17 protein-coding genes are annotated in these 18,091 nt (G+C 69.8%); 13 read left to right on the top strand and 4 right to left on the bottom strand.

From position 1 onward, the window contains the following. Positions 1 to 125 precede the first annotated feature (125 nt). From ACRSBM_RS23140 to ACRSBM_RS23105, 8 genes are all read left to right on the top strand, one after another. Complete coding sequence (locus tag ACRSBM_RS23140; protein ID WP_434445901.1) at positions 126 to 1,523, top strand: ABC transporter substrate-binding protein; 1,398 nt, start codon at positions 126 to 128, stop codon at positions 1,521 to 1,523. Between the two features lie 130 nt (positions 1,524 to 1,653). Continuing rightward, complete coding sequence (locus ACRSBM_RS23135) at positions 1,654 to 3,471, top strand: ABC transporter permease (RefSeq protein ID WP_434445899.1); 1,818 nt, start codon at positions 1,654 to 1,656, stop codon at positions 3,469 to 3,471. Next, positions 3,468 to 4,160, top strand: coding sequence for an ABC transporter ATP-binding protein (locus tag ACRSBM_RS23130; protein ID WP_434445897.1), 693 nt, complete (start codon positions 3,468 to 3,470; stop codon positions 4,158 to 4,160). The genes ACRSBM_RS23135 and ACRSBM_RS23130 overlap by 4 nt, the downstream gene beginning before the upstream one ends. Next, positions 4,157 to 4,810, top strand: coding sequence for an ABC transporter ATP-binding protein (locus tag ACRSBM_RS23125; protein WP_434445895.1), 654 nt, complete (start codon positions 4,157 to 4,159; stop codon positions 4,808 to 4,810). The genes ACRSBM_RS23130 and ACRSBM_RS23125 overlap by 4 nt, the downstream gene beginning before the upstream one ends. Continuing rightward, the gene (locus ACRSBM_RS23120) at positions 4,807 to 6,054 is read left to right on the top strand and encodes a choice-of-anchor P family protein (RefSeq protein WP_434445894.1); all 1,248 of its coding nucleotides are present in this window, start codon (positions 4,807 to 4,809) and stop codon (positions 6,052 to 6,054) included. Before ACRSBM_RS23125 ends, ACRSBM_RS23120 begins: the two co-directional genes overlap by 4 nt. A 3-nt stretch (positions 6,055 to 6,057) precedes the next feature. Next, positions 6,058 to 6,369, top strand: a complete 312-nt coding sequence (locus tag ACRSBM_RS23115; protein WP_434445892.1) for a hypothetical protein — start codon at positions 6,058 to 6,060, stop codon at positions 6,367 to 6,369. Between the two features lie 191 nt (positions 6,370 to 6,560). Continuing rightward, positions 6,561 to 7,892 carry a cellulose binding domain-containing protein gene (locus ACRSBM_RS23110; RefSeq protein WP_434445890.1) on the top strand — a complete coding sequence of 444 codons (1,332 nt, stop codon included), beginning with the start codon at positions 6,561 to 6,563 and terminating at the stop codon, positions 7,890 to 7,892. Between the two features lie 171 nt (positions 7,893 to 8,063). Beyond that, positions 8,064 to 9,077 (top strand): MFS transporter, encoded by a 1,014-nt coding sequence (locus tag ACRSBM_RS23105; RefSeq protein WP_434445888.1) that lies wholly within the window; start codon positions 8,064 to 8,066, stop codon positions 9,075 to 9,077. 44 nt (positions 9,078 to 9,121) lie between these two features. On the opposite strand, the gene ACRSBM_RS23100 is transcribed toward ACRSBM_RS23105, so the two are convergent. Beyond that, positions 9,122 to 9,820, bottom strand: a complete 699-nt coding sequence (locus tag ACRSBM_RS23100) for an LLM class flavin-dependent oxidoreductase (protein ID WP_434445886.1) — start codon at positions 9,818 to 9,820, stop codon at positions 9,122 to 9,124. 135 nt (positions 9,821 to 9,955) lie between these two features. On the opposite strand from ACRSBM_RS23100, the gene ACRSBM_RS23095 reads away from it, so the two are divergent. Continuing rightward, entirely contained in the window at positions 9,956 to 10,810 is an 855-nt protein-coding gene (locus tag ACRSBM_RS23095) for a bile acid:sodium symporter family protein (RefSeq protein WP_434445884.1), read from the top strand. 57 nt (positions 10,811 to 10,867) lie between these two features. Continuing rightward, entirely contained in the window at positions 10,868 to 12,250 is a 1,383-nt protein-coding gene (locus ACRSBM_RS23090; RefSeq protein ID WP_434445882.1) for a carboxylesterase/lipase family protein, read from the top strand. Here the strand turns inward: ACRSBM_RS23090 and ACRSBM_RS23085 are convergent. Continuing rightward, positions 12,243 to 13,757, bottom strand: a complete 1,515-nt coding sequence (locus ACRSBM_RS23085; protein ID WP_434445880.1) for a M20/M25/M40 family metallo-hydrolase — start codon at positions 13,755 to 13,757, stop codon at positions 12,243 to 12,245. The genes ACRSBM_RS23090 and ACRSBM_RS23085 overlap by 8 nt on opposite strands. Positions 13,758 to 13,859: 102 nt before the next feature. Between ACRSBM_RS23085 and ACRSBM_RS23080 the strand changes: the two genes are divergently transcribed. After that, complete coding sequence (locus ACRSBM_RS23080) at positions 13,860 to 14,615, top strand: lipopolysaccharide kinase InaA family protein (protein WP_434445878.1); 756 nt, start codon at positions 13,860 to 13,862, stop codon at positions 14,613 to 14,615. On the opposite strand, the gene ACRSBM_RS23075 is transcribed toward ACRSBM_RS23080, so the two are convergent. Together ACRSBM_RS23075 and ACRSBM_RS23070 are read right to left on the bottom strand one after the other, a co-directional pair. Continuing rightward, positions 14,532 to 15,320: an ABC transporter permease gene (locus ACRSBM_RS23075; protein ID WP_434445876.1), complete on the bottom strand. Its 789-nt coding sequence runs from the start codon at positions 15,318 to 15,320 to the stop codon at positions 14,532 to 14,534. The genes ACRSBM_RS23080 and ACRSBM_RS23075 overlap by 84 nt on opposite strands. Beyond that, positions 15,317 to 16,261 carry an ATP-binding cassette domain-containing protein gene (locus ACRSBM_RS23070; protein WP_434445874.1) on the bottom strand — a complete coding sequence of 315 codons (945 nt, stop codon included), beginning with the start codon at positions 16,259 to 16,261 and terminating at the stop codon, positions 15,317 to 15,319. Before ACRSBM_RS23070 ends, ACRSBM_RS23075 begins: the two co-directional genes overlap by 4 nt. A gap of 101 nt (positions 16,262 to 16,362) precedes the next feature. Here ACRSBM_RS23070 and ACRSBM_RS23065 point away from each other — a divergent pair, with 101 nt between their 5' ends. Both ACRSBM_RS23065 and ACRSBM_RS23060 read left to right on the top strand, forming a co-directional pair. Continuing rightward, positions 16,363 to 17,115 (top strand): TetR/AcrR family transcriptional regulator, encoded by a 753-nt coding sequence (locus tag ACRSBM_RS23065; protein ID WP_434445873.1) that lies wholly within the window; start codon positions 16,363 to 16,365, stop codon positions 17,113 to 17,115. Between the two features lie 217 nt (positions 17,116 to 17,332). Further along, positions 17,333 to 18,091, top strand: coding sequence for an anti-sigma factor family protein (locus ACRSBM_RS23060; protein ID WP_434445871.1), 759 nt, complete (start codon positions 17,333 to 17,335; stop codon positions 18,089 to 18,091).

Raw genomic sequence — 18,091 nt, 5'->3', positions numbered from 1 at the left:
GGTGACGGCTTTGCGCGCGATCCTTTGCAGATAGAACGCGTTCTAGAATCTGCGTGGTCCGGACGGGTGAAATCGCAGGTCGGAGCCTCGGCCTGGATTGATGCAGAACCCTAGCGTCCGTCCACATGCGTCGCAGGACTGCGCTGATCGCACTGATGATCTGCGCGTTGATCGCGGGCTGCGGGAGCAGGCTCACCGACGAGCAACGCGCGGCACTCGCCGTGCCCCAGGGCGGCGGAGTAGCGGGAACCCAGGACGGCACGGCGCCGGTCGAGGAAGGCGCCGTGCCCGATGGCAGCGCGGCCGATCCGGGAGCCACCAATCCCCAGCAGCCGGAGAAGAAGCCGAACCCTCCCGGCAGCATCGCGGGCGCCTGTCAGGGCACCGGCGGCGCCACGGACAAGGGCGTCACGGCGGGCGAGATCACGATCGCCAACATCTCCGACATCAGCGGCCCGGTGCCCGGCATCTTCCAGTCGGCGCAGCAGGCGACCAAGGCGTTCGTCGAGTACTTCAACGCCACCCAGGGCTCGGTCTGCGGCCGCAAGCTCAAGCTCGTCTCGTTCGACTCCCGCACCGACAGCGGCGGCGACCAGCAGGCCACCACCCAGGCCTGCGAACAGGCCTTCGCGCTGGTCGGCTCGATGTCGGCGTTCGACCAGGGCGGTGGACCGGCCGCCGCGGGCTGCGGCATCCCGGACCTGAGGGCCTCCACCGTCACCGCGCAACGCCAGCGCACACCCGTGACCTTCGGCGCCGCGTCGAACGTCGTGAACCTCGTGTCGTCCGCCGGGCCCGACCTGGTGAAGTCGAGTTTCCCCGGCGCCATCGGCAGTGCCGCGTACCTCTACCTCAACGTCGACGCGAGCGCGCAGAACGCCCGCAGCATGCAGAAGGCGGCCGAGGCGCGCGGGATCAAGTTCGTCTACTCGCAGGCCATCGACATCGCGGACGTCAACTACGCGCCGTACGTGGCGAAGCTCAAGGAGACCGGCGCCAAGATCGTCTACTGGATCGGGTCGGCGCAGTACGCGGTGCGGCTGCAGCAGGCCATGCGGCAGCAGGGGTACACGCCGGAAGCGTTCATCACGGACCCGTCCGCCTACGACCCGCAGTACGTGCGGCAGGGCGGGGCCGCCGTGGACGGCACCGTCGTCTACACGAACGGCGCGCTGTTCGAGGAGCCCAACGCCCAGATGGCGCTGTACAAGCAGTGGCTCGGCCGGGTGGCTCCCGGTGCGGCGCCCTCGTACTTCGGGATGTTCGCCTGGGCGGCGGCACGTCTGTTCGTCACGACGGCGGCGAAGGTGGGGCCGCAGCTCACGCGCAAGGCGATGCTCGACGCCGTCCGGCAGGTGCACGACTTCACGGCCGAAGGGATGGTCGCGCCTCAGGACGTCGGTGGCAAACGGACTTCGGCGTGCATGACGCTGGTGCGGTTGAAGGGTGGGGCGTGGTCGCGGCTCGCCCCGGCGTCCGGGTACTCGTGCGGGTCGTTGATCGACACGGGGGTGGGCGGATGAGCGGGGTGCTCGCCCGCCCGGATCTCGGGGAGTGGGGCGGGGCCGCCTCATCGGCTTCCGGTGCCCGGAAGCGGTGCGTGACCGCGCCGCCGGTTCCATCGACTTCCGGCCAGGGCACCCGGAGCGGCGCATGACCGCCCTCCTCGCCTACACGATCTTCGGCCTGGTCACCGGCGGCGCGTACGCGGTCGTGGCCGGCGGGCTCGTGCTGACCTACAGCACCTCCAAGGTGTTCAACGTCGGCCACGGCGCGATCGGCATGGTCATGGCGTTCCTCTACTGGGAGCTCGCGGAGAACCGCGGCCTGCCGCAGTGGCTCGCGCTGCTGGTCGTGGTCGGGGTGTGCGCGCCGCTGTTCGGGCTGGTGGTCGAGCGGTTCGTCATGCGACGGCTCGCGGGCGCGCCGGTCGGCATCACGCTCGTGGCCGGGGTCGGTGTGCTGGTCGGGCTCATCGGGGTGGCGCAGGTGATCTGGCCGCCGCAGGCACGGCCGGTGCGGCCGTTCCTCGACCACCTGGGCGTCCACATCGGACAGTCGTTCGTCAGCGGGCACGACCTGGTGACGCTGGCGTGCGCCGTGCTCGTCGCGGGCGGGCTCTACGTGCTGCTCAACCGGACGCGGACCGGGCTCGCGATGCGCGCCTGCGTGGACGCGCCGGAGCTGGCGGCGCTGTACGGGACGCGGCCGCACCGGCTGTCGGCGTTGAGCTGGGCGATCGGGTCGGCGCTGGCCGCGCTGGGCGGGATCCTGCTGACGCCCGTGGTGCAGCTGGACTACGTGACGATGACGTTGTTGGTGATCACCGCGTACACGGCGGCGCTGGTCGGGCGGTTGCGGAGTCTGCCGTGGACGTTCGCGGGCGCGCTCGGGCTCGGGCTGGTGCAGTCCTACGCGGTGGCCTACCTGCCGTCGTCGCCGTTCTGGATCTCGTTCCGGGCGGCGATTCCGGCGCTGCTGCTGTTCGTCGTGCTGCTCGCGATGCCGCAGTCGCCGTTGCGGATCGGTGGTGTGCGGGGGTCGCGTGGGGTGGCGGTGCCGACCGGGGTGGCCACCGGCGTGGGCGCGGGACTGTTCGCGGGCGTGGTCGTCGTGCTGGCGCTGCTGGTGGACTCGGTGGTGGCCGGGCAGCTCGCGCTGGGGCTGGTGTTCGGGATCGTGCTGCTGTCGATGGTGCTGCTCACCGGGTACGGCGGGGTGGTGTCGCTGGGGCAGTTCGCGTTCGTCGGCGTGGGCGCGGTGACGGTGGCGCGTCTCGGCTCCTCGTCGCCTCTCAGCCTGCTCATCGGCGCGGCGGTCGCGGCGGCGGTCGGCGCGCTGATCGCGTTGACGGCGCTGAGGGTGAGCGGCCTGTACCTGGCGCTGGCGACGCTGGGGTTCGCGCAGCTCATGGACAAGCTCGTGCTGCAGTCACCGATCGCGTTCGGCGTGCGGGGCAGCCTGCAGGTGCCGCGGCTGGTCGAGTCCGCGACCGCTCAGCTGCTGCTGGCCGCCGGGGTGTTCGTGCTGGTCGGCATCGGTGTGCTGGCGATCAGGCGCGGACGGCTCGGGCGCCGGATGATCGCGGTCAAGGACAGCTCGGCGGCGTGCGCGACGCTCGGGTTGAACGTGCGCTGGATCCGGGTCTGGGTGTTCTCGCTGTCGGCGGCGATCGCGGGACTGGCGGGCGGGCTGTTCGCGCAGCTGCGGGAAACCGTCGCGGCGAGCGACTTCCAGCTCTTCAACAACCTGCCGCTGCTGTTGTTCGCGGTGATCGCCGGCGTCACGTCGGTGTCGGGTGCCCTGCTCGGCGGGATGCTGCTGATGCTGCTCCCGGTGCTGCAGAGCGGGTTCCCGGCGTTCGCGGGCGTGGCGGTGGTGCTGCTCGGCGTCGCGGCGGCCGGGCTCGCGCGTGACCCCAACGGGCTGGTCAGCTGGGGCTTCCGGGCCTGGTCCTGGCGGCGCGCATGAGCACGTTGAGGGTGGAGGGCGTGACGGTCCGCTTCGGCGAGGTGACCGCGGTCGACGACGTGTCACTGGTCGTCAGGCCCGGCGTCACCGGGCTGATCGGGCCCAACGGCGCGGGCAAGACGACGTTGTTCGACGTCATCAGCGGGCTGCGCAGGCCGTCGGGCGGCCGGGTGCTGCTGGACGAGGACGACATCACCTCACGGGGGCCGCACCAGCGGTCCAGGCTGGGCGTCGCGCGGACGTTCCAGCGCCTCGAGGTCTTCGGGTCGCTGACGGTCTGGGAGAACGTCGTGGTGGCGCTGGAAAGCCGGCGGCGGCCCGCGAGGCTCGCGGACGAGCTGCTGGAACGGGTGGGGATCGCGGAGTTCGCCTCCACCCAGGCCGACACGGTGCCGACGGGGGCCGCGCGGTTGCTGGAACTGGCTCGCGCGCTCGCCACCGATCCGGTGTTGCTGCTGCTCGACGAGCCGTCGTCCGGACTCGACCGCGCCGAGACCGACGCGTTCGGCGAGCTACTGCGCGAGCTGAGCGCGGAGGGCCGCTCGGTCGTGCTGGTCGAGCACGACATGGACCTCGTGATGGGGTACTGCGACACCGTGCACGTGCTGAACCTGGGGCGGCTGCTGGTGTCCGGCGCCCCGGACGTCGTCCGTGCGCACGAGGGTGTCCGGGAGGCGTATCTCGGATGATCGACCTGACGGACGTGCACGCCGGCTACGGCCGGATCGAGGTGCTGCGCGGGGTGTCGCTGAGCGTGCCGCGCGGTACCGTGACGGCGTTGCTCGGTCCCAACGGCGCGGGCAAGTCGACCCTGGTCAAAGTCCTGAGTGGACAGTTACGCGCCACGGCGGGGCACGTCCACCTGGGCGGTGTGCACGTCAACGACGCCGCGCCCGACGAGCTGGCCCGCGCGGGCCTGTGCACGATCCCGGAAGGCCGGGCGATCTTCCCGAACCTCACCGTGGCAGAGAACCTGCGGCTGATGCGTGGCGACGCCGACGTGGTCTACGGGCGGTTCCCGAAGCTGAAGGCGCGGCATCGGCAGCTCGCCGGCTCGATGTCCGGCGGTGAGCAGCAGATGCTCGCGTTCTCCCGTGCGTTGATCACCGACCCGGCGGTGCTGGTGATCGACGAGCTGTCGATGGGACTCGCGCCGGTGATCGTCGCCGAGCTGTACGAGGTGGTGGGGGAGCTGGCGCGGTCCGGCGTCACGATGCTGATCGTCGAGCAGTTCGCCGAGACCGCCTCCGCCGTCGCCGACCAGGTCGTCGTGATGACGCACGGCGAGATCTCCGCCGGCAACGACCTCGCCACCGTCTACTTCGGAGGGACGTCATGAGGTACGCGCTCGTGTTGCTGCTCCTCCTGCTGTCCCCGGCGCCCGCCCAGGCCGCCGGCATCGGCGGGTTCACGCTGTCCGCCCGCGCCGCCCCCGTGTCCGTGCTCCTGCACACCGACCTGATCCCGGTGCCCGCCGAACCGCAGGGCGAGGTGCACCTGTCCTACACGCAGACCGAGCTGGGTTCCGGCCCGATCGGCCGCTCGGTCGCGAGCTCGCTGTGGCCGGGCGCCGCCGTGGGCACCGGACTGCCGCAGCTGCTCGGGTTCGCCTACCCGGTGCAGACCAACGCGGCACATCCCGGCGGCCCGGCGGAGGAGTCGAAGTCCGGGATGCGGGCCGCGGCGGGTGCTTCCAGGGCGGAGTCGCACGCGGGCGCCGAGCAGGAGGTGCCGTTCCTGCTGACCGCCGACGGGATGTCGTCGAGCAGCGTCAGCGCGGTCAGCGGGACCGAGGCGCGGTCGTCCGCGGTGACGTCCGCGCAGACGATCTCGGTGCTGGCCGGGCTGGTCGTGCTGTCAGGCGTGAAGTTCGAGTCCGTCGCCGTGAGCGACGGCAGCAAGGGCACTGGCACGAGCACGTTCTCGGTCGCCGAGTTCACCGTGCTGGGCCAGAAGTTCCCGGTGACGGCACCGGACGCGCCGCCGGACGGCCTGCTGAAGGCGTTGGAGCCACTGGGGATCACGCTGACCTGGCCCACGGCCGCCACGACGCTCGAAGGGACGTCGGCGACCTCCACGAGCCGTGGCCTCACCCTGACCATCGATGTGCTGGCGTTGCGGACCAAGTTCGGTCTCGGCGGAATCCTGGACGGCATCGTCGCTCCCTTGCTGCCCGCGGAACTCGCACCGCTGCTCAACCCGCTGCGCAAGATGGTGGTGATCGTCGGCGCCACCGAAGCGGCCGCCAACGCCGCCACCGCCGCACCTCTGTCCCCGCCGGACGTGCCGGCCCCCGTCGCACCCCTGCCGCCCGTGGCCGACGCGCCGCCGCCCGCGCTGGGCGCGCCTCCTGTCGCGGGAGTCTCCCCGCCGGCGAAGGCCGTGAGCCCGGTGGCCTCGGCCCGCGCGAAGCCCCGTTCCCTGCTCGACTTCCCCGGCGTCCCGGCACTCCTGGTCCTCGCGGGCCTCGGCGTCGCCGCCGCGGGAGCGTTCGGCATGAAGTCGTTCGGCACGTTCCTGCTGGGCGGCGCCCCCTGTCCCTCCGGACACCCGACCGGTGTCCCCGACCTGCGCAACGGGTGAGCCATGACCATCCAGGACCGGCGCCGCGCACGGATGCGCAGCGGGCTCGGCCTCGTCGGCACGATGCTGATGACCGCGGGCATCGCGGCGATCCTCTTCGGCTGGTGGGGTGTCGCGCACACCGGGTACGTGTTCGAGCAGATCCCCTACGTCGTGTCGGGCGGGATCCTCGGGGTCGGGCTGATCGGGGTCGGCGGGTTCCTCTACTTCGGGTCGTGGCTGACGAAGCTGGTGGAAGAGCAGCGCCAGACCACCTACGCCCTGCTGCAGCTGCTGGACGAGCGGGCGGCGGACCGAATGGACCAGAACGCGTAACCGGTTCCGGGCAGTTCAGCGACTTTCGCCGGTTCCGAGCTGCCACTATTCCAAGTGGACCGATCGTGAGAGCGTTCTCTCGGAACGCTTCTCGCGTGGGTGGACGATGTCCGGTTCGTCCCCTTGAGTGAGTGGTTTAGACCAGTTAACGTGCACGCCATCACGTACCCCCTGCACGTGAATGGAGCACCATGAAGAAGTTCCGCTGGCAGTTCCTGACCGCCGCGCTGGCATTGGCGACGGTGGTCGGTGGCGTTGTCGCCGCTCCCGCGAGTGGCGCGACGGGCGTTACGGCGGCGTTCACCAAGACGTCGGACTGGGGCAGCGGCTACGAGGCCAAGTACACCATCTCCAACAGCGGTGGCTCCGCTCTCTCGTCGTGGACCGTCGAGTTCACGCTGCCGAGCGGGCAGTCGATCGCGTCGTTGTGGGACGGCAGCTACGCCGCGAACGGGCAGACCATCACCGTCCGCAACACGTGGAACGGCAACGTGCCCGTCGGTGGCTCGGCGAGCTTCGGCTTCACCGTGCGCGGCTCGGGCGGCAGCCCGGCCGACTGCAAGATCAACGGCGGTTCGTGCGACGGCACCGGCAACCCACCGACGACGACCACCACCACGACCACCACGACGTCGAACCCACCGGTGCCCGGCACCGGCCGTGGCGCGCCCTACCTGTACCTGGGCTGGGGCAACCCGCAGAGCGCGACGCAGGTCATGAGCTCGACCGGCGTCAAGTGGTTCACCCTCGCGTTCGTGCTGTCCGGCGGCGGCTGCACTCCCTCGTGGGACAGCCAGCGCCCGCTGACCGGTGGCGTCGACCAGCAGACGATCAACGCCATCCGCGCGGCCGGCGGTGACATCGTGCCGTCGTTCGGTGGCTGGAGCGGCAACAAGCTGGGACCGAACTGCGCGACCGCCGAGGCGCTGGCCGGCGCGTACCAGCAGGTCATCAACGCCTACGGGCTGAAGGCGATCGACATCGACATCGAGAACACCGACGAGTTCGAGAACACGACGGTGCAGGACCGGATCATCACCGCCCTGAAGATCGTCAAGCAGAACAACCCCGGCATCCAGACGATCGTCACGTTCGGCACCGGCACCACCGGCCCGAACTTCTACGGCGCCCGCCTGATCGACCAGGCCAAGGCCCTGAACGCGAACATCGACGTGTTCACGATCATGCCGTTCGACTTCCACAGCTCCAACATCCGCACCGACACCATCGCCGCGGCCACGGGGCTGAAGAACAAGCTCAAGTCGACCTTCGGCTGGAGCGACGCCGAGGCGTTCAAGCACGTGGGCATCTCCGGCATGAACGGCCTGTCCGACCACTTCGAGCTCACCACCGTCGACGACTGGACGGCGATCCGCGACTGGTCGAAGTCCAACGGCCTCGGGCGACTGGCCTTCTGGTCGGTCAACCGCGACCGCGGCGGCTGCGACGGCCAGGTCTCGGCGAGCTGCTCCGGAATCCAGCAGTCCGACCTCGCGTTCACCAAGATCACCGCCGGGTTCTGAGCACAGCCGGTCCCTGATCGACCACGAGCCGTCAGCGCCATTTAATCGGTGGCGCTGGCGGCTTACTCTTGTGCCATGCGCCGACGACATTGATCTTCAACTGATCTTTCCCGAACCGCGACGGCATGGGCGTGGTGTTCGCACCTCATCCCGATCTACGCGCTGTACGCGTTGCTCTTCGCCGACAGCGGGCTGTCGGACGCCCAGATCTCGGTGCTGCTCGCGATCTGGTCGCTCACCGCGGTGGTCTTCGAGGTGCCCTCGGGCGCGCTCGCCGACCGGTTCTCGCGGCGCGGCTCACTGGTCGCCTCCGGTGTGCTGCAGGCCTCCGGGTACGCGGCCTGGGTGCTGTTCCCGTCGTTCTGGGGATTCGCCGCCGGTTTCGTGCTGTGGGGGCTGGGCGGCACGCTGCAGTCGGGCGCGTTCGAAGCCCTGCTGTACGACGGACTCGCGGCCAACGGCGACGAGGACCGGTACGGGCGGCTCAACGCCCGTGTCGACACCATCGAGCTGATCGCCCAGGTCCCGGTCGCGGTGGTGGCCACCGCCCTGTTCTCGCTCGGCGGCTACCAGCTGGCCGGCTGGACCTCGGTCGCGATGTGCCTCGCGTCGTCCGTGATCGCCTTGCGGTTCCCCGAACCTGAACGCGCCGACGAGGACGACGAACCGGGGTACTTCGAGACGCTGAGGACCGGTCTGCGTGAGGCCGTGCCGATCAGGCGTGCCGTGCTCGCGGTGGCTCTGGTGTACGCGCTCGACGCGTTCGAGGAGTACTTCACGCTGCTGGCCCAGGACTGGCACGTGCCGACGGTGTGGGTGCCGATGGCGACGATCGGCGTGCCGCTGATGGGGGCGGCGGGCGCGCACCTGGCCGGGCGGTTGCCGTTGCGCGGCTGGGTGCTGTTCGCGTCGGGTGTGCTGCTGATCGTGGCGGCGTGGCTGGCCGTGCCGGTGGCGATCGTCCTGCTGGGACTGTTCTACGGACTGTACCGGTTCGTGCTGGTACACGTGGAGACCGAGCTGCAGCACCGGATCGAGTCCGATTCACGCGCGACGGTCACGTCCGTGGCCGCGATCGGGTCGGAGTTCGTGGCTTTCGCCGTCTACGGGCTGTGGGTGCTCGGCTCGGCCGTCGCCGTCGGTGTGCTGGTCCTGGTGGTGGCGCTGGTGATCCGGCGCCGATGAGGTGGCGTCAGTGGGGGAGCGCCCGCGCCCGCCCGCGCCGGCGATCAGGACGTTCCGTGCCGCGCGGAGTCTCGCGAAGAGCGGCGGTGTGGCAAGGCTGAACACACGTCCGACCATAGCTTTTCGACGTCCGCGGGGCCGCCGGCCCTCACCAGGAGGCGGTCGGGAGCCTCCGCCAGCCCGTCGTCGAGGTGGTCGGCCAGCACGCCGACCCTGGGGTGCGCGGCCTGGTCGCGGTAGCGGCCGAGGTGTTCGGTCCGGCCGGCGAACACGAACAGGCCGTCGTCGTTCTCCGCCGCGAGGTCGGCGATCTCGGGGGAGCGGGTGCAGGCGTGCCAGACGTACGGCCGGTCCGGCCAGAGGACCTTCAGCGCCGTGTAGTGCTCGATCGTCAGCGGCAGGCTGTACTCGATCTCCCTGCCGAACCAGCCGAACACCCTCGCGGTGTTGCCGCGCCCGAGCACCAGGTCCGTCCGGTCCGGGGCCAGGAGGGCGAGCGTCGCGTACTCGGCGGCGAGCCGGGCCGGGTCGTTCGTGGTGATCAGCGTGGTCGCCGTGGACAGCCGCAGGGTCGTTCTCGCCGCGATGTGGGCGAGGAGCGTCGCGGGTGAGGAGGAGTGGTACGGCGGGTTGTGGTGCTCGCCGACCGCGAAGACGTCGAAGCCGGCCTCGTCGGCCGCGACGGCCAGCGAGACGATCTCCGACGGGGGGAGGTCGCCCGCGGTGAACACGCCGATCTGCACGTCCGGCAGTGTCCTCCACGGACGCCTCGACCGTGCCTCATGCCGCCACCTGGCCGATTCCATCGGCGCGGGAGTAACGCCAGGATCTTCCGAACAGATCAAACCGCACAAAGCTGGACATTCGCGGAGGCCGCCGTGCTAGTCGTACAGATCTTCCTGCCGCTGGCACTGGCCCTGGTCATGTTCGGCCTCGGCCTCACGCTCACCGTCGCCGACTTCGCCAGGGTCGCGAAGTACCCCAAGGCGGCCGTCATCGCGCTCGTCTGTCAGGTGATCATCCTTCCGGCGATCTGCCTCGGGCTGGTGCTCGCGTTCGGGCTCCAAGGCGTGCTGGCGGTCGGCATGATGCTGCTGGTCGCGTCGCCGGGCGGCACGTCGGCGAACCTCTTCAGCCACCTCGCCGGCGGGGACGTGGCGCTCAACATCACCCTCACGGCGATCAACTCGGTCCTCGCGGTCTTCACGCTGCCGGTGGTGGTCGGGCTGAGCATGGCCCACTTCATGGCGGACAATGCCGAGGTCGGGTTGCAGCCGGCGAAGTTCGTGCAGGTCTTCGCGATCGTGCTGGTGCCGGTGGCGATCGGCATGCTGGTGCGCCGCAGGTTCGAGGCCTGGGCGCTGCGGATGAACGACCCGGTGCGCATCGCGTCCGTCGTCGTGCTGGTGCTCGTCATCATCGCGGCGATCACGCAGGCGTACCAGCAGCTGATCGACAACATCGCGACGCTCGGGCCCGTGGCGTTGCTGCTGAGCATCTTCAGCCTGCTGATCGGGTACTACGTGCCCAAGGCGTTCAACGTCGACCGCAAGCAGGCGATCGCCAGCGCGATGGAGATCGGCATCCACAACGCCACGATCGCGATCACGCTGGCGCTGACGGTGCTGAGCGACGAGACGATGGCGATTCCGCCTGCCGTGTACGGGGTTCTGATGTACCTGCCGGCGGCGGTGGCGGCGAGGTTGCTGTCGCGGAACAAAGCCGTGGTTTAAAGCGGTTGCGGCCGTCGCTAGGTTGATCGTGACATGCGTTCAACCACAACCATCTTGATGGCGGCCGTCCTCGTTGCCGCAACCGCTGTTCCCGCCCACGCCGCGGGAATCGTCCGCACCGACACCGGATTCGTGTCGGGAACCGTCTCCAACGCCCAGCGCAGCTTCCAGGGCATCCCGTTCGCCGCCCCGCCCGTCGGGGAGAACCGCTGGCGCGATCCGCAGCCCGCGAAGCCCTGGCACGGCGTTCTTGAGGCGGACCAGCCGGGCCCTGGCTGTGAGCAGGACGAAGACTGCCTGTACCTCAACGTCCACGCGCCTCTCGCAGCCGCGAACCGCCCGGTCATGGTCTGGATCCACGGCGGCAGCTTCACCACCGGCGCCGGGGCCGACTACGGCGCGGACCGGTTGGTGAGCAGGGGCACCGTCGTCGTCACGATCAACTACCGGCTCGGCGCGTTCGGCTACTTCGGCTTCCCGGGCCTCGACGGCTCGGGCGCGTTCGGGCTGCGCGACCAGCAGGCCGCGCTGGAATGGGTCCAGCGCAACATCCGGCAGTTCGGCGGCGACCCGCACAACGTCACGCTGTTCGGGGCGTCGGCGGGAGGGCTGTCGACGTGCGCGCAGCTGACCTCGCCCAGGACCCGCGGGCTGTTCCACCGGTCGATCATCCAAAGTGGACCGTGCCAGCTCGGTCTCCCGGCAGGGGAGAACAACGTCCAGCACACCTGGGTCGAGCGGGAGGACGTCGAACAGGCCGGCGCGCAGGCATCGGGCTGCCCGGACGTCGCGTGCCTGCGACGGCTCACGGTCGAGCAGATCCGAGCGCTGACGCCGCTCTTCTCGTCGCCCGCGTACGGCACGGAAGCGTTGCCGGAGAACCCGATCACGGCACTCCGGGAAGGCCGCTTCCACGAGATCCCGGTTCTTGTGGGCACCGCGCGCGACGAGCTGACGGTGTTCGTGGCGATGTTCTACCCGCGGCTCGACGCCGCCGGCTACGAACAGGCATTGGTCGAGGGATTCGGTGCGGCGAAGGCGAAGAGGATCCTCGCCGCCTACCCGCCGCGAGGTGGTGACGAACGAGTTCCGCTCTCCGCCGCGCTCACGGACATGACCTCCTCCTGCACGACCGCGGAACTGCGCGAGCAGACGGGGGCGTTCGGCTACGAGTTCGCCGAACCCGAGCCACCGATGATCTTCCAGGGCATGCCCGAGTTCCCGTACGGCGCCTATCACGGCTCGGAGCTGCCGTTCCTGTTCAGGTACGGCGACACGAAGCTCACCGCGAAGCAGGAGCGGCTGTCGGACGAGATGGTGCGGGCGTGGACCAGGTTCGCGCGGACCGGGCGTCCTGGCTGGTCGCGCCAGGACGTCCGGGTGTTCGCGAGCGTGCCGGTCGAGCCGGCGGAGGATCGGTGCGACCTCTGGGCTAGCTAGAGGAACCCTGCGGCGCGCGTCCGTGCGACTTGCCGGGCGCGCGCACGCCGTTCACCGTCGAGGTGTCGAACGCGAACGTGATCACCGCGGTGGCGATCGCGTCGGCGTTGACGTCCAAGGCGGTCAGGTTCAGGTTCGACCGGTCGTCGCACGGCTGGTGGTAGCACGGGTCGAACGCGATTCCCGCGGTCCCGCCGTACCTCGCCGCCTGCTCGGCCGTCTTCACCTCCTCGGCACCGGTGAACAGGCCGCCGGCCGGGATGTTGACGGCGATGAACGGGCCGTAGTCCGACCGTCCGGAGAAGTCCGTGTCCTCCGAGGGCAGGCCCCGGTCGGCGTAGAACTTCTCGAACACGTCCTCGATCTGCGCCGACCCCGGAGGGATCGGCACCGGTGCGGTGCCGCTCGAGTCGTCGCCGTCGTAGATGCCGAAGAAGTGGTTCGGTGAGCCGACCATGTCGAAGTTCAGGTACAGCGCGATCTTGTCCTGCTCGGCCTGGGGCAGCGTGGCGACGTAGTGCTCGGACCCGAGCAGGCCCTCTTCCTCGGCACCCCACCAGGCGAAGCGGACCTTCGCGTTGGTCTTGACCTTCTTCATCTGGATCGCGGTCTCCAGCAACGCCGCCGTGCCGCTGCCGTTGTCGTTGATGCCGGGCCCGTCCTGCACGCTGTCGAGGTGGGCGCCCGCCATGACGACGTTGCCCGGGTTGCCCTCACGGGACTCGGCGAACACGTTCCACGCGGTCCGCGTCTCCTCGGTGAAGTCGACCTTCACCCGCACCGTGGCGCCGGGGGTGAGGACGACGAGCTCCTCGCCGACGGCGTAGGTCGCGAACACCACGGGGATCGCGAGACCGGGCGTGTCACCGATCGGTGTGGTCAGGCCGGTGCGGCCGGGCTGGCCCTCGTTGAACAGGATGACCGCCGACGCGCCCGCGGCCTGCGCGTTCAGCACCTTCACGTTGAACCCGCAGGTGCCGCGCTGGATCAACGCGACGTGGCCGGGGACGAACCCGGCGAAGTCGGCGGCCTCGCAGCCGCTGCTGCTGCCGTTGGGTGCCGGAGTGGGTGGGACGACCACGTCGACCGGCTGGACGACGCCGGTGACGTCGCCCTCGAACGTCGGGGTGAAGCCGTTGCGGGTGAAGTCGGTGTCCCGCGCGAACACGCGCGGGGCCGGCGCGATGCGGTCGAGCCGCGAATCGTCCTCCACGTACGGGAAGTCGAACGCCTGCACGGTCGGCGAGTAGCCGGCCGCGTTCAGTTGCGTGACCACGTAGTTCACCGAGGCCTGGTATCCAGGACGTCCGGCCGCGCGGTCGCCGTGGGTGTCCGCGATGGACTGGAACGCGTCGAGGTGCCGCAGGACGTTGCCGAGCGTCACGGCTTTGGTGAGTTTGGCCGGGGAGTTGTTGGTGGGATCAGCGAGTGCCTGTCCGGTCACCGCGAGTGGTAAGACCAGCGCCAGGACCGACAAGAGCGCCAAGCGCCGAGGACGTTGAACCATCGGTATGCCTCCATGCGTACTTCGCCGCCGAATGCATCCCCCGACGTTCCTTATCTGTCCGATGTGCCGTGTGTTACACCAAGGCCTACTGGAGGTGGGTGTTTGTTCCGGTTGCTGGAGACCGCCGTGCGCGTCGAGCCCCTCGACGGAGAGGGCCTCACCAACGTGCTGCACCTCGTGACGCTCGCCGACGGGCGCAAAGCCGTGCTGCGGCAACCGAAGGTGGCGCGCGACCTGCCGAAGTTCGTCGTGCCCGGCGCACCGGAGATCCTCGCGCACAACGGCCGCGGCGACGTGCTGGTCGAGTACGTCGAGGGCCGGACGCTCGCGGACGCGCTGCCGGTGTCCGACGAGGTGTGGCGCGGCATCGGCGTGGCGTTCCGGCGAATCCACAGCGTCGGCCTGCTGCACAACGACGTGAACCTCCACAACATCATCGTCGGCGAGGGAAAAGCCACGCTGATCGACTGGGACAACCCCGGGCAGGGCAACCCGCTCGACGAGCTCGCGGCGTTCGAGGAACACCTCTACCTGCACGGAACCGTTCTGCCGCAAGCTTTCTGGATCGGTTACGGGCACCGGCCGGACCTGAACCTGCTGCGCGTGCACCGGATCGCGGGCTGCATCGGCTGGCTCGCGAGCGAGGACTGGCAGGAGTGGGAGGCCGACGAGGCCCTCCGGCCCGAGCAGCTGGCCAGGGTCCGGAACTGGCGGCGACTGCTCGCGCAGTGGCTCGCCGGCCAGTTCCGGGTCTCCTTGGGAGAAGGTGACCGTCTAGCGGCTCAGGTTGCGGTACTTCAGCACCGACAGCGGCCAGAAGATCGCCACGAACACCGCGGGCCACAGCACAGCCAGTAGCAGCGAGTTCTGCGCGGCCCACGAGTCGCCGCCGACGCCGGGGTTGCCGAACAGCTCGCGCGCCGCCGCCACGGTGGACGACAGCGGGTTCCACTCCGCCACCACCCGCAGCCAGCCCGGCATCAGCTCCGGGGAGACGAACGTGTTCGCGAACATCGTCAGCGGGAACAGGAACATCCACGACGCCTGCGCGGCCTCCGGCTTCACCAGCAGGCCCAGGTAGATGCCGATCCACACCAGCGCGAACCGCAGCCACAGGAACAACGCGAACGCCACCAGCGCGTTGAGCAGCCCGTCGCGGAACGACCAGCCGATCACCAGGCCGCACAGCGCGAGCACCAGCAGCTCCAGCGACGAGTTCACCAGGTCGGCGATGCTGCGGCCGGCCACCACGCCGGTCTGCGACATCGGCGACGCGCGGAACCGGTCGGTGACACCGCGGTCGGCGTCCATCGACACCATCATCATCGTGGTGCCGACACCGAACGCGATGGTCTGGCCGAACATGCCCGGCAGCAGGAACTCGATGTAGTCGCCGCCGCCGAAGACGTTCATCGCGCTGCCGAACACCAGCCCGAAGATCAGCACCGAGATGATCGGGTAGGCGAGGTTCGCGAACACCCTGACCGGTTCGCGCACCCAGTGGATCAGGTCCCTCTTGGCGACGACCCACGAGTCGACCGCCGCGAACTTGACCGCGTTCACGCCCGCACCTCCGAGACTGCCTTGTGACCGGTGATCGCCAGGAAGACCTCGTCCAGGGTGGGGCGCCGCAGTGCGATGTCCTCGGCTTCCACGCCCTTCGCCGCCAGCGCCGACGTCACCCGCGTCAGCGCCGCCACCCGGTCGGCCACCGCCGCGCTCACCCGGAACGCGTCCGGGTCGACCTCGGCGTCCGGTCCGAGCACGTCCCGCACGACCGGCAGGTCGTCGGCGGTGCGGACCACCACCTCGATCCGGTCGCCGCCGAGCTTGGACTTGAGCCCCTCCGGTGTGCCCTGCGCGGCGACGCGACCGGTGTCCAGCACGACGATCTGGTCGGCGAGCTGGTCGGCCTCGTCCAGGTACTGCGTGGTCAGCAGCACCGTCGTGCCCTCCGCGACGACCCGCTTCACCTCCCGCCACACCTCGCCGCGGTTGCGCGGGTCGAGTCCGGTCGTCGGTTCGTCCAGGAACAGCACCGACGGCCGCATGATGAAGCTCGACGCCAGGTCCAGCCGCCGGCGCATCCCGCCCGAGTACTGCTTGGCCCGCTTGTCCGCGGCGTCGGTGAGGCCGAACTGCTCCAGCAGCTCGTCGGCCCTGAGCGACGCTTGGCGCTTGGTGAGGTGGTAGAGCCGTCCCCACATGACCAGGTTCTCCTTGCCGGTCAGCACGTCGTCGACCGTGGACTGCTGGCCGTTCAACGCGACCTGACGGCGCACGGCCGGTGCCTCACGCACCACGTCGTGGCCCGCTACCTCGGCGCGGCCGCCGTCCAGGCGCAGCAGCGTGGCCAGGATGCGCACCGCCGTCGTCTTGCCGGCGCCGTTCGGGCCGAGCAGCCCGCAGACCGTTCCCGCGGGCACGGCCAGGTCGAACCCGTCGAGCGCCGCCTTCTTGTCGAACTTCTTGCGCAGGCCTTCCGCGAGCACCGCGTGTCCCACGACTTCACCCCCGTGGCGTAACTGTGTACAAAGTAAGCGAGGTGTACGTTGTACACGGTTCTAGGATTCACAGGCAAGCAGGTTGTGAAAGAGGGGGCTGGGTGAAGCAGAGCGACCGGGACCGCAGCGTGCGCCTGTTGTGGGAGCCGCCGGCCGAGCCGACGAGGGGACCGAAGGCCGCGCTGAGCCAGTCGCGGGTGGTCGAGGCCGCCATCAAGGTGGCCGACGCCGAGGGCGTCGACGCGCTCACCATGCGCCGGGTCGCCGAGACGCTCGGCAACACCGCGATGTCGCTGTACCGGCACGTCCCCGGCAAGTCCGAGCTGCTGGACCTCATGGTCGACGCGGTGTGGGCCGAGACCGAGTACACGCCGAAGGGGCCGTGGCGTGAAGGTCTGGAGTTCTTCGCGCGGCAGATGTGGGGGATGTACCGCGCGCACCCGTGGATGCTCCAGCTCACCACCTCGCGGCGGATGCCCGGCCCGCACGCGATGACCCGTCAGGACGCCGCCTACGCCGTCGTGTCCGAGCTCGGCCTGACGTCCGAGGAGATCGTCGCGGTCGTGACGGCGGTGGCCCACTTCGTCGACGGCGTCGGCCGCACGATGGCCGACCGCGTCCAGGCCGAACGCGAGACCGGGGTGTCCGAGGAGGACTGGTGGGACGGCCGGGAAGCCCTCTGGGAGCACTTCACGCCGGACCGGTTGCCGATGATGACGCACATCTGGAACTCCGGCGGCTTCGAACGCCCGCTCGACGACTTCGAGTTCGGTCTCGCACGCGTCCTGGACGGCCTCGCGGTGTTCATCGAATCCGAAGAACGACCGCTGGTTCGTCGAGAGACGTGCCTGTAGCCATTCAAGACACCGCACGGCGCCTTGAGTCGTCCGATCGAGTGAAAAGCGCTGCTCAGGCGGGATGCGAACCGTCGTAGCGTGGTCACGTAATGCCATTGTTATGCGCGATCAGAATGAACTCGTTCGCGGGGCTGAACCAACCACTCCTATCCGCCCGTTTTCCTGGTGACACCGTTTCGCCGCGGGGGTCGAATCGGGACGACGAGGAGGTCGTATGACAGCTGGCGCGCACGACGCGGTCACCCTTGGCTGCTACGCGCTCGGCGTTCTGGACGCGCACGAAAGTCTTGGCGTCGAGCAGCACCTGAGGGGTTGTCCGTCCTGCCGTGCGCAGGTCGCCGACTTCCATCGGATCCGCAGAGCACTCGACGAGGTGCCCCGAGAGGCATTCCTGCACGAGCTCGAGGACGACCTGCCCAAGCCGTCGGACCTGCTGCTGCAGCGCACGCTGCGGCAGATCAGGCAGGAGTCGGTCATCCCGCGGCCGCGGGTGGCGGACCAGCGCCTGAGAGCCGGTCCGCAGCCGGTGGAGGACCTCCCCGAACCACAGCACGCCAAACCCCGGCGCTGGCCGGGCTACCTCGCGGCCGCGGCGGTGGCCGCGGTGGTCGCGTTCGGCGGTGCTGCCGTGCTCATGCAGAACCAGGCTCCCGGCACGTCGATCGCGGGACCTCGCACGGGCGAGGCCTCGTCGACCGGCGGGATCAGCCTGGTGGCGGAGATAGCCCCGTCGTCGCAGGACCGGTACATGGTGACGGCCAAGATCAACGGCCTGCCGGCCGCACAGAAGTGCAGGCTGGTCGTGGTCGGGACGGACGGCACGAAGACCGAGGCCTTCGCGTGGACCTCGTCCGAGAAGGGCAGGGTCGACGGTGCCACCGTGCGGGGCATGGTGAGCGTTCCGCCCGACCAGGTGAAGTCGATCTCGGTCGAGAACGCGGAGGGCAAGGCGTTCGTGGTGGCGAACCTGTAA

This window comes from Lentzea xerophila, from assembly GCF_051094245.1.
Lineage (GTDB): Bacteria > Actinomycetota > Actinomycetes > Mycobacteriales > Pseudonocardiaceae > Lentzea > Lentzea xerophila.
The sequence above is the reverse complement of the archived record's forward strand: the minus strand, read 5'-3'. Positions and strand labels throughout refer to the sequence as shown.

What these genes read in the sequence shown, in the direction of transcription:
- ACRSBM_RS23120 (WP_434445894.1), top strand. Translation starts at nt 4,807, where the DNA reads ATGAGGTACGCGCTCGTGTTGCTGCTCCTCCTGCTGTCCCCGGCGCCC.
- ACRSBM_RS23060 (WP_434445871.1), top strand. Translation starts at nt 17,333, where the DNA reads ATGACAGCTGGCGCGCACGACGCGGTCACCCTTGGCTGCTACGCGCTC.
- ACRSBM_RS23110 (WP_434445890.1), top strand. Translation starts at nt 6,561, where the DNA reads ATGAAGAAGTTCCGCTGGCAGTTCCTGACCGCCGCGCTGGCATTGGCG.
- ACRSBM_RS23090 (WP_434445882.1), top strand. Translation starts at nt 10,868, where the DNA reads ATGGCGGCCGTCCTCGTTGCCGCAACCGCTGTTCCCGCCCACGCCGCG.
- ACRSBM_RS23140 (WP_434445901.1), top strand. Translation starts at nt 126, where the DNA reads ATGCGTCGCAGGACTGCGCTGATCGCACTGATGATCTGCGCGTTGATC.
- ACRSBM_RS23130 (WP_434445897.1), top strand. Translation starts at nt 3,468, where the DNA reads ATGAGCACGTTGAGGGTGGAGGGCGTGACGGTCCGCTTCGGCGAGGTG.
- ACRSBM_RS23115 (WP_434445892.1), top strand. Translation starts at nt 6,058, where the DNA reads ATGACCATCCAGGACCGGCGCCGCGCACGGATGCGCAGCGGGCTCGGC.
- ACRSBM_RS23085 (WP_434445880.1), bottom strand. Translation starts at nt 13,757, where the DNA reads ATGGTTCAACGTCCTCGGCGCTTGGCGCTCTTGTCGGTCCTGGCGCTG.
- ACRSBM_RS23135 (WP_434445899.1), top strand. Translation starts at nt 1,654, where the DNA reads ATGACCGCCCTCCTCGCCTACACGATCTTCGGCCTGGTCACCGGCGGC.
- ACRSBM_RS23125 (WP_434445895.1), top strand. Translation starts at nt 4,157, where the DNA reads ATGATCGACCTGACGGACGTGCACGCCGGCTACGGCCGGATCGAGGTG.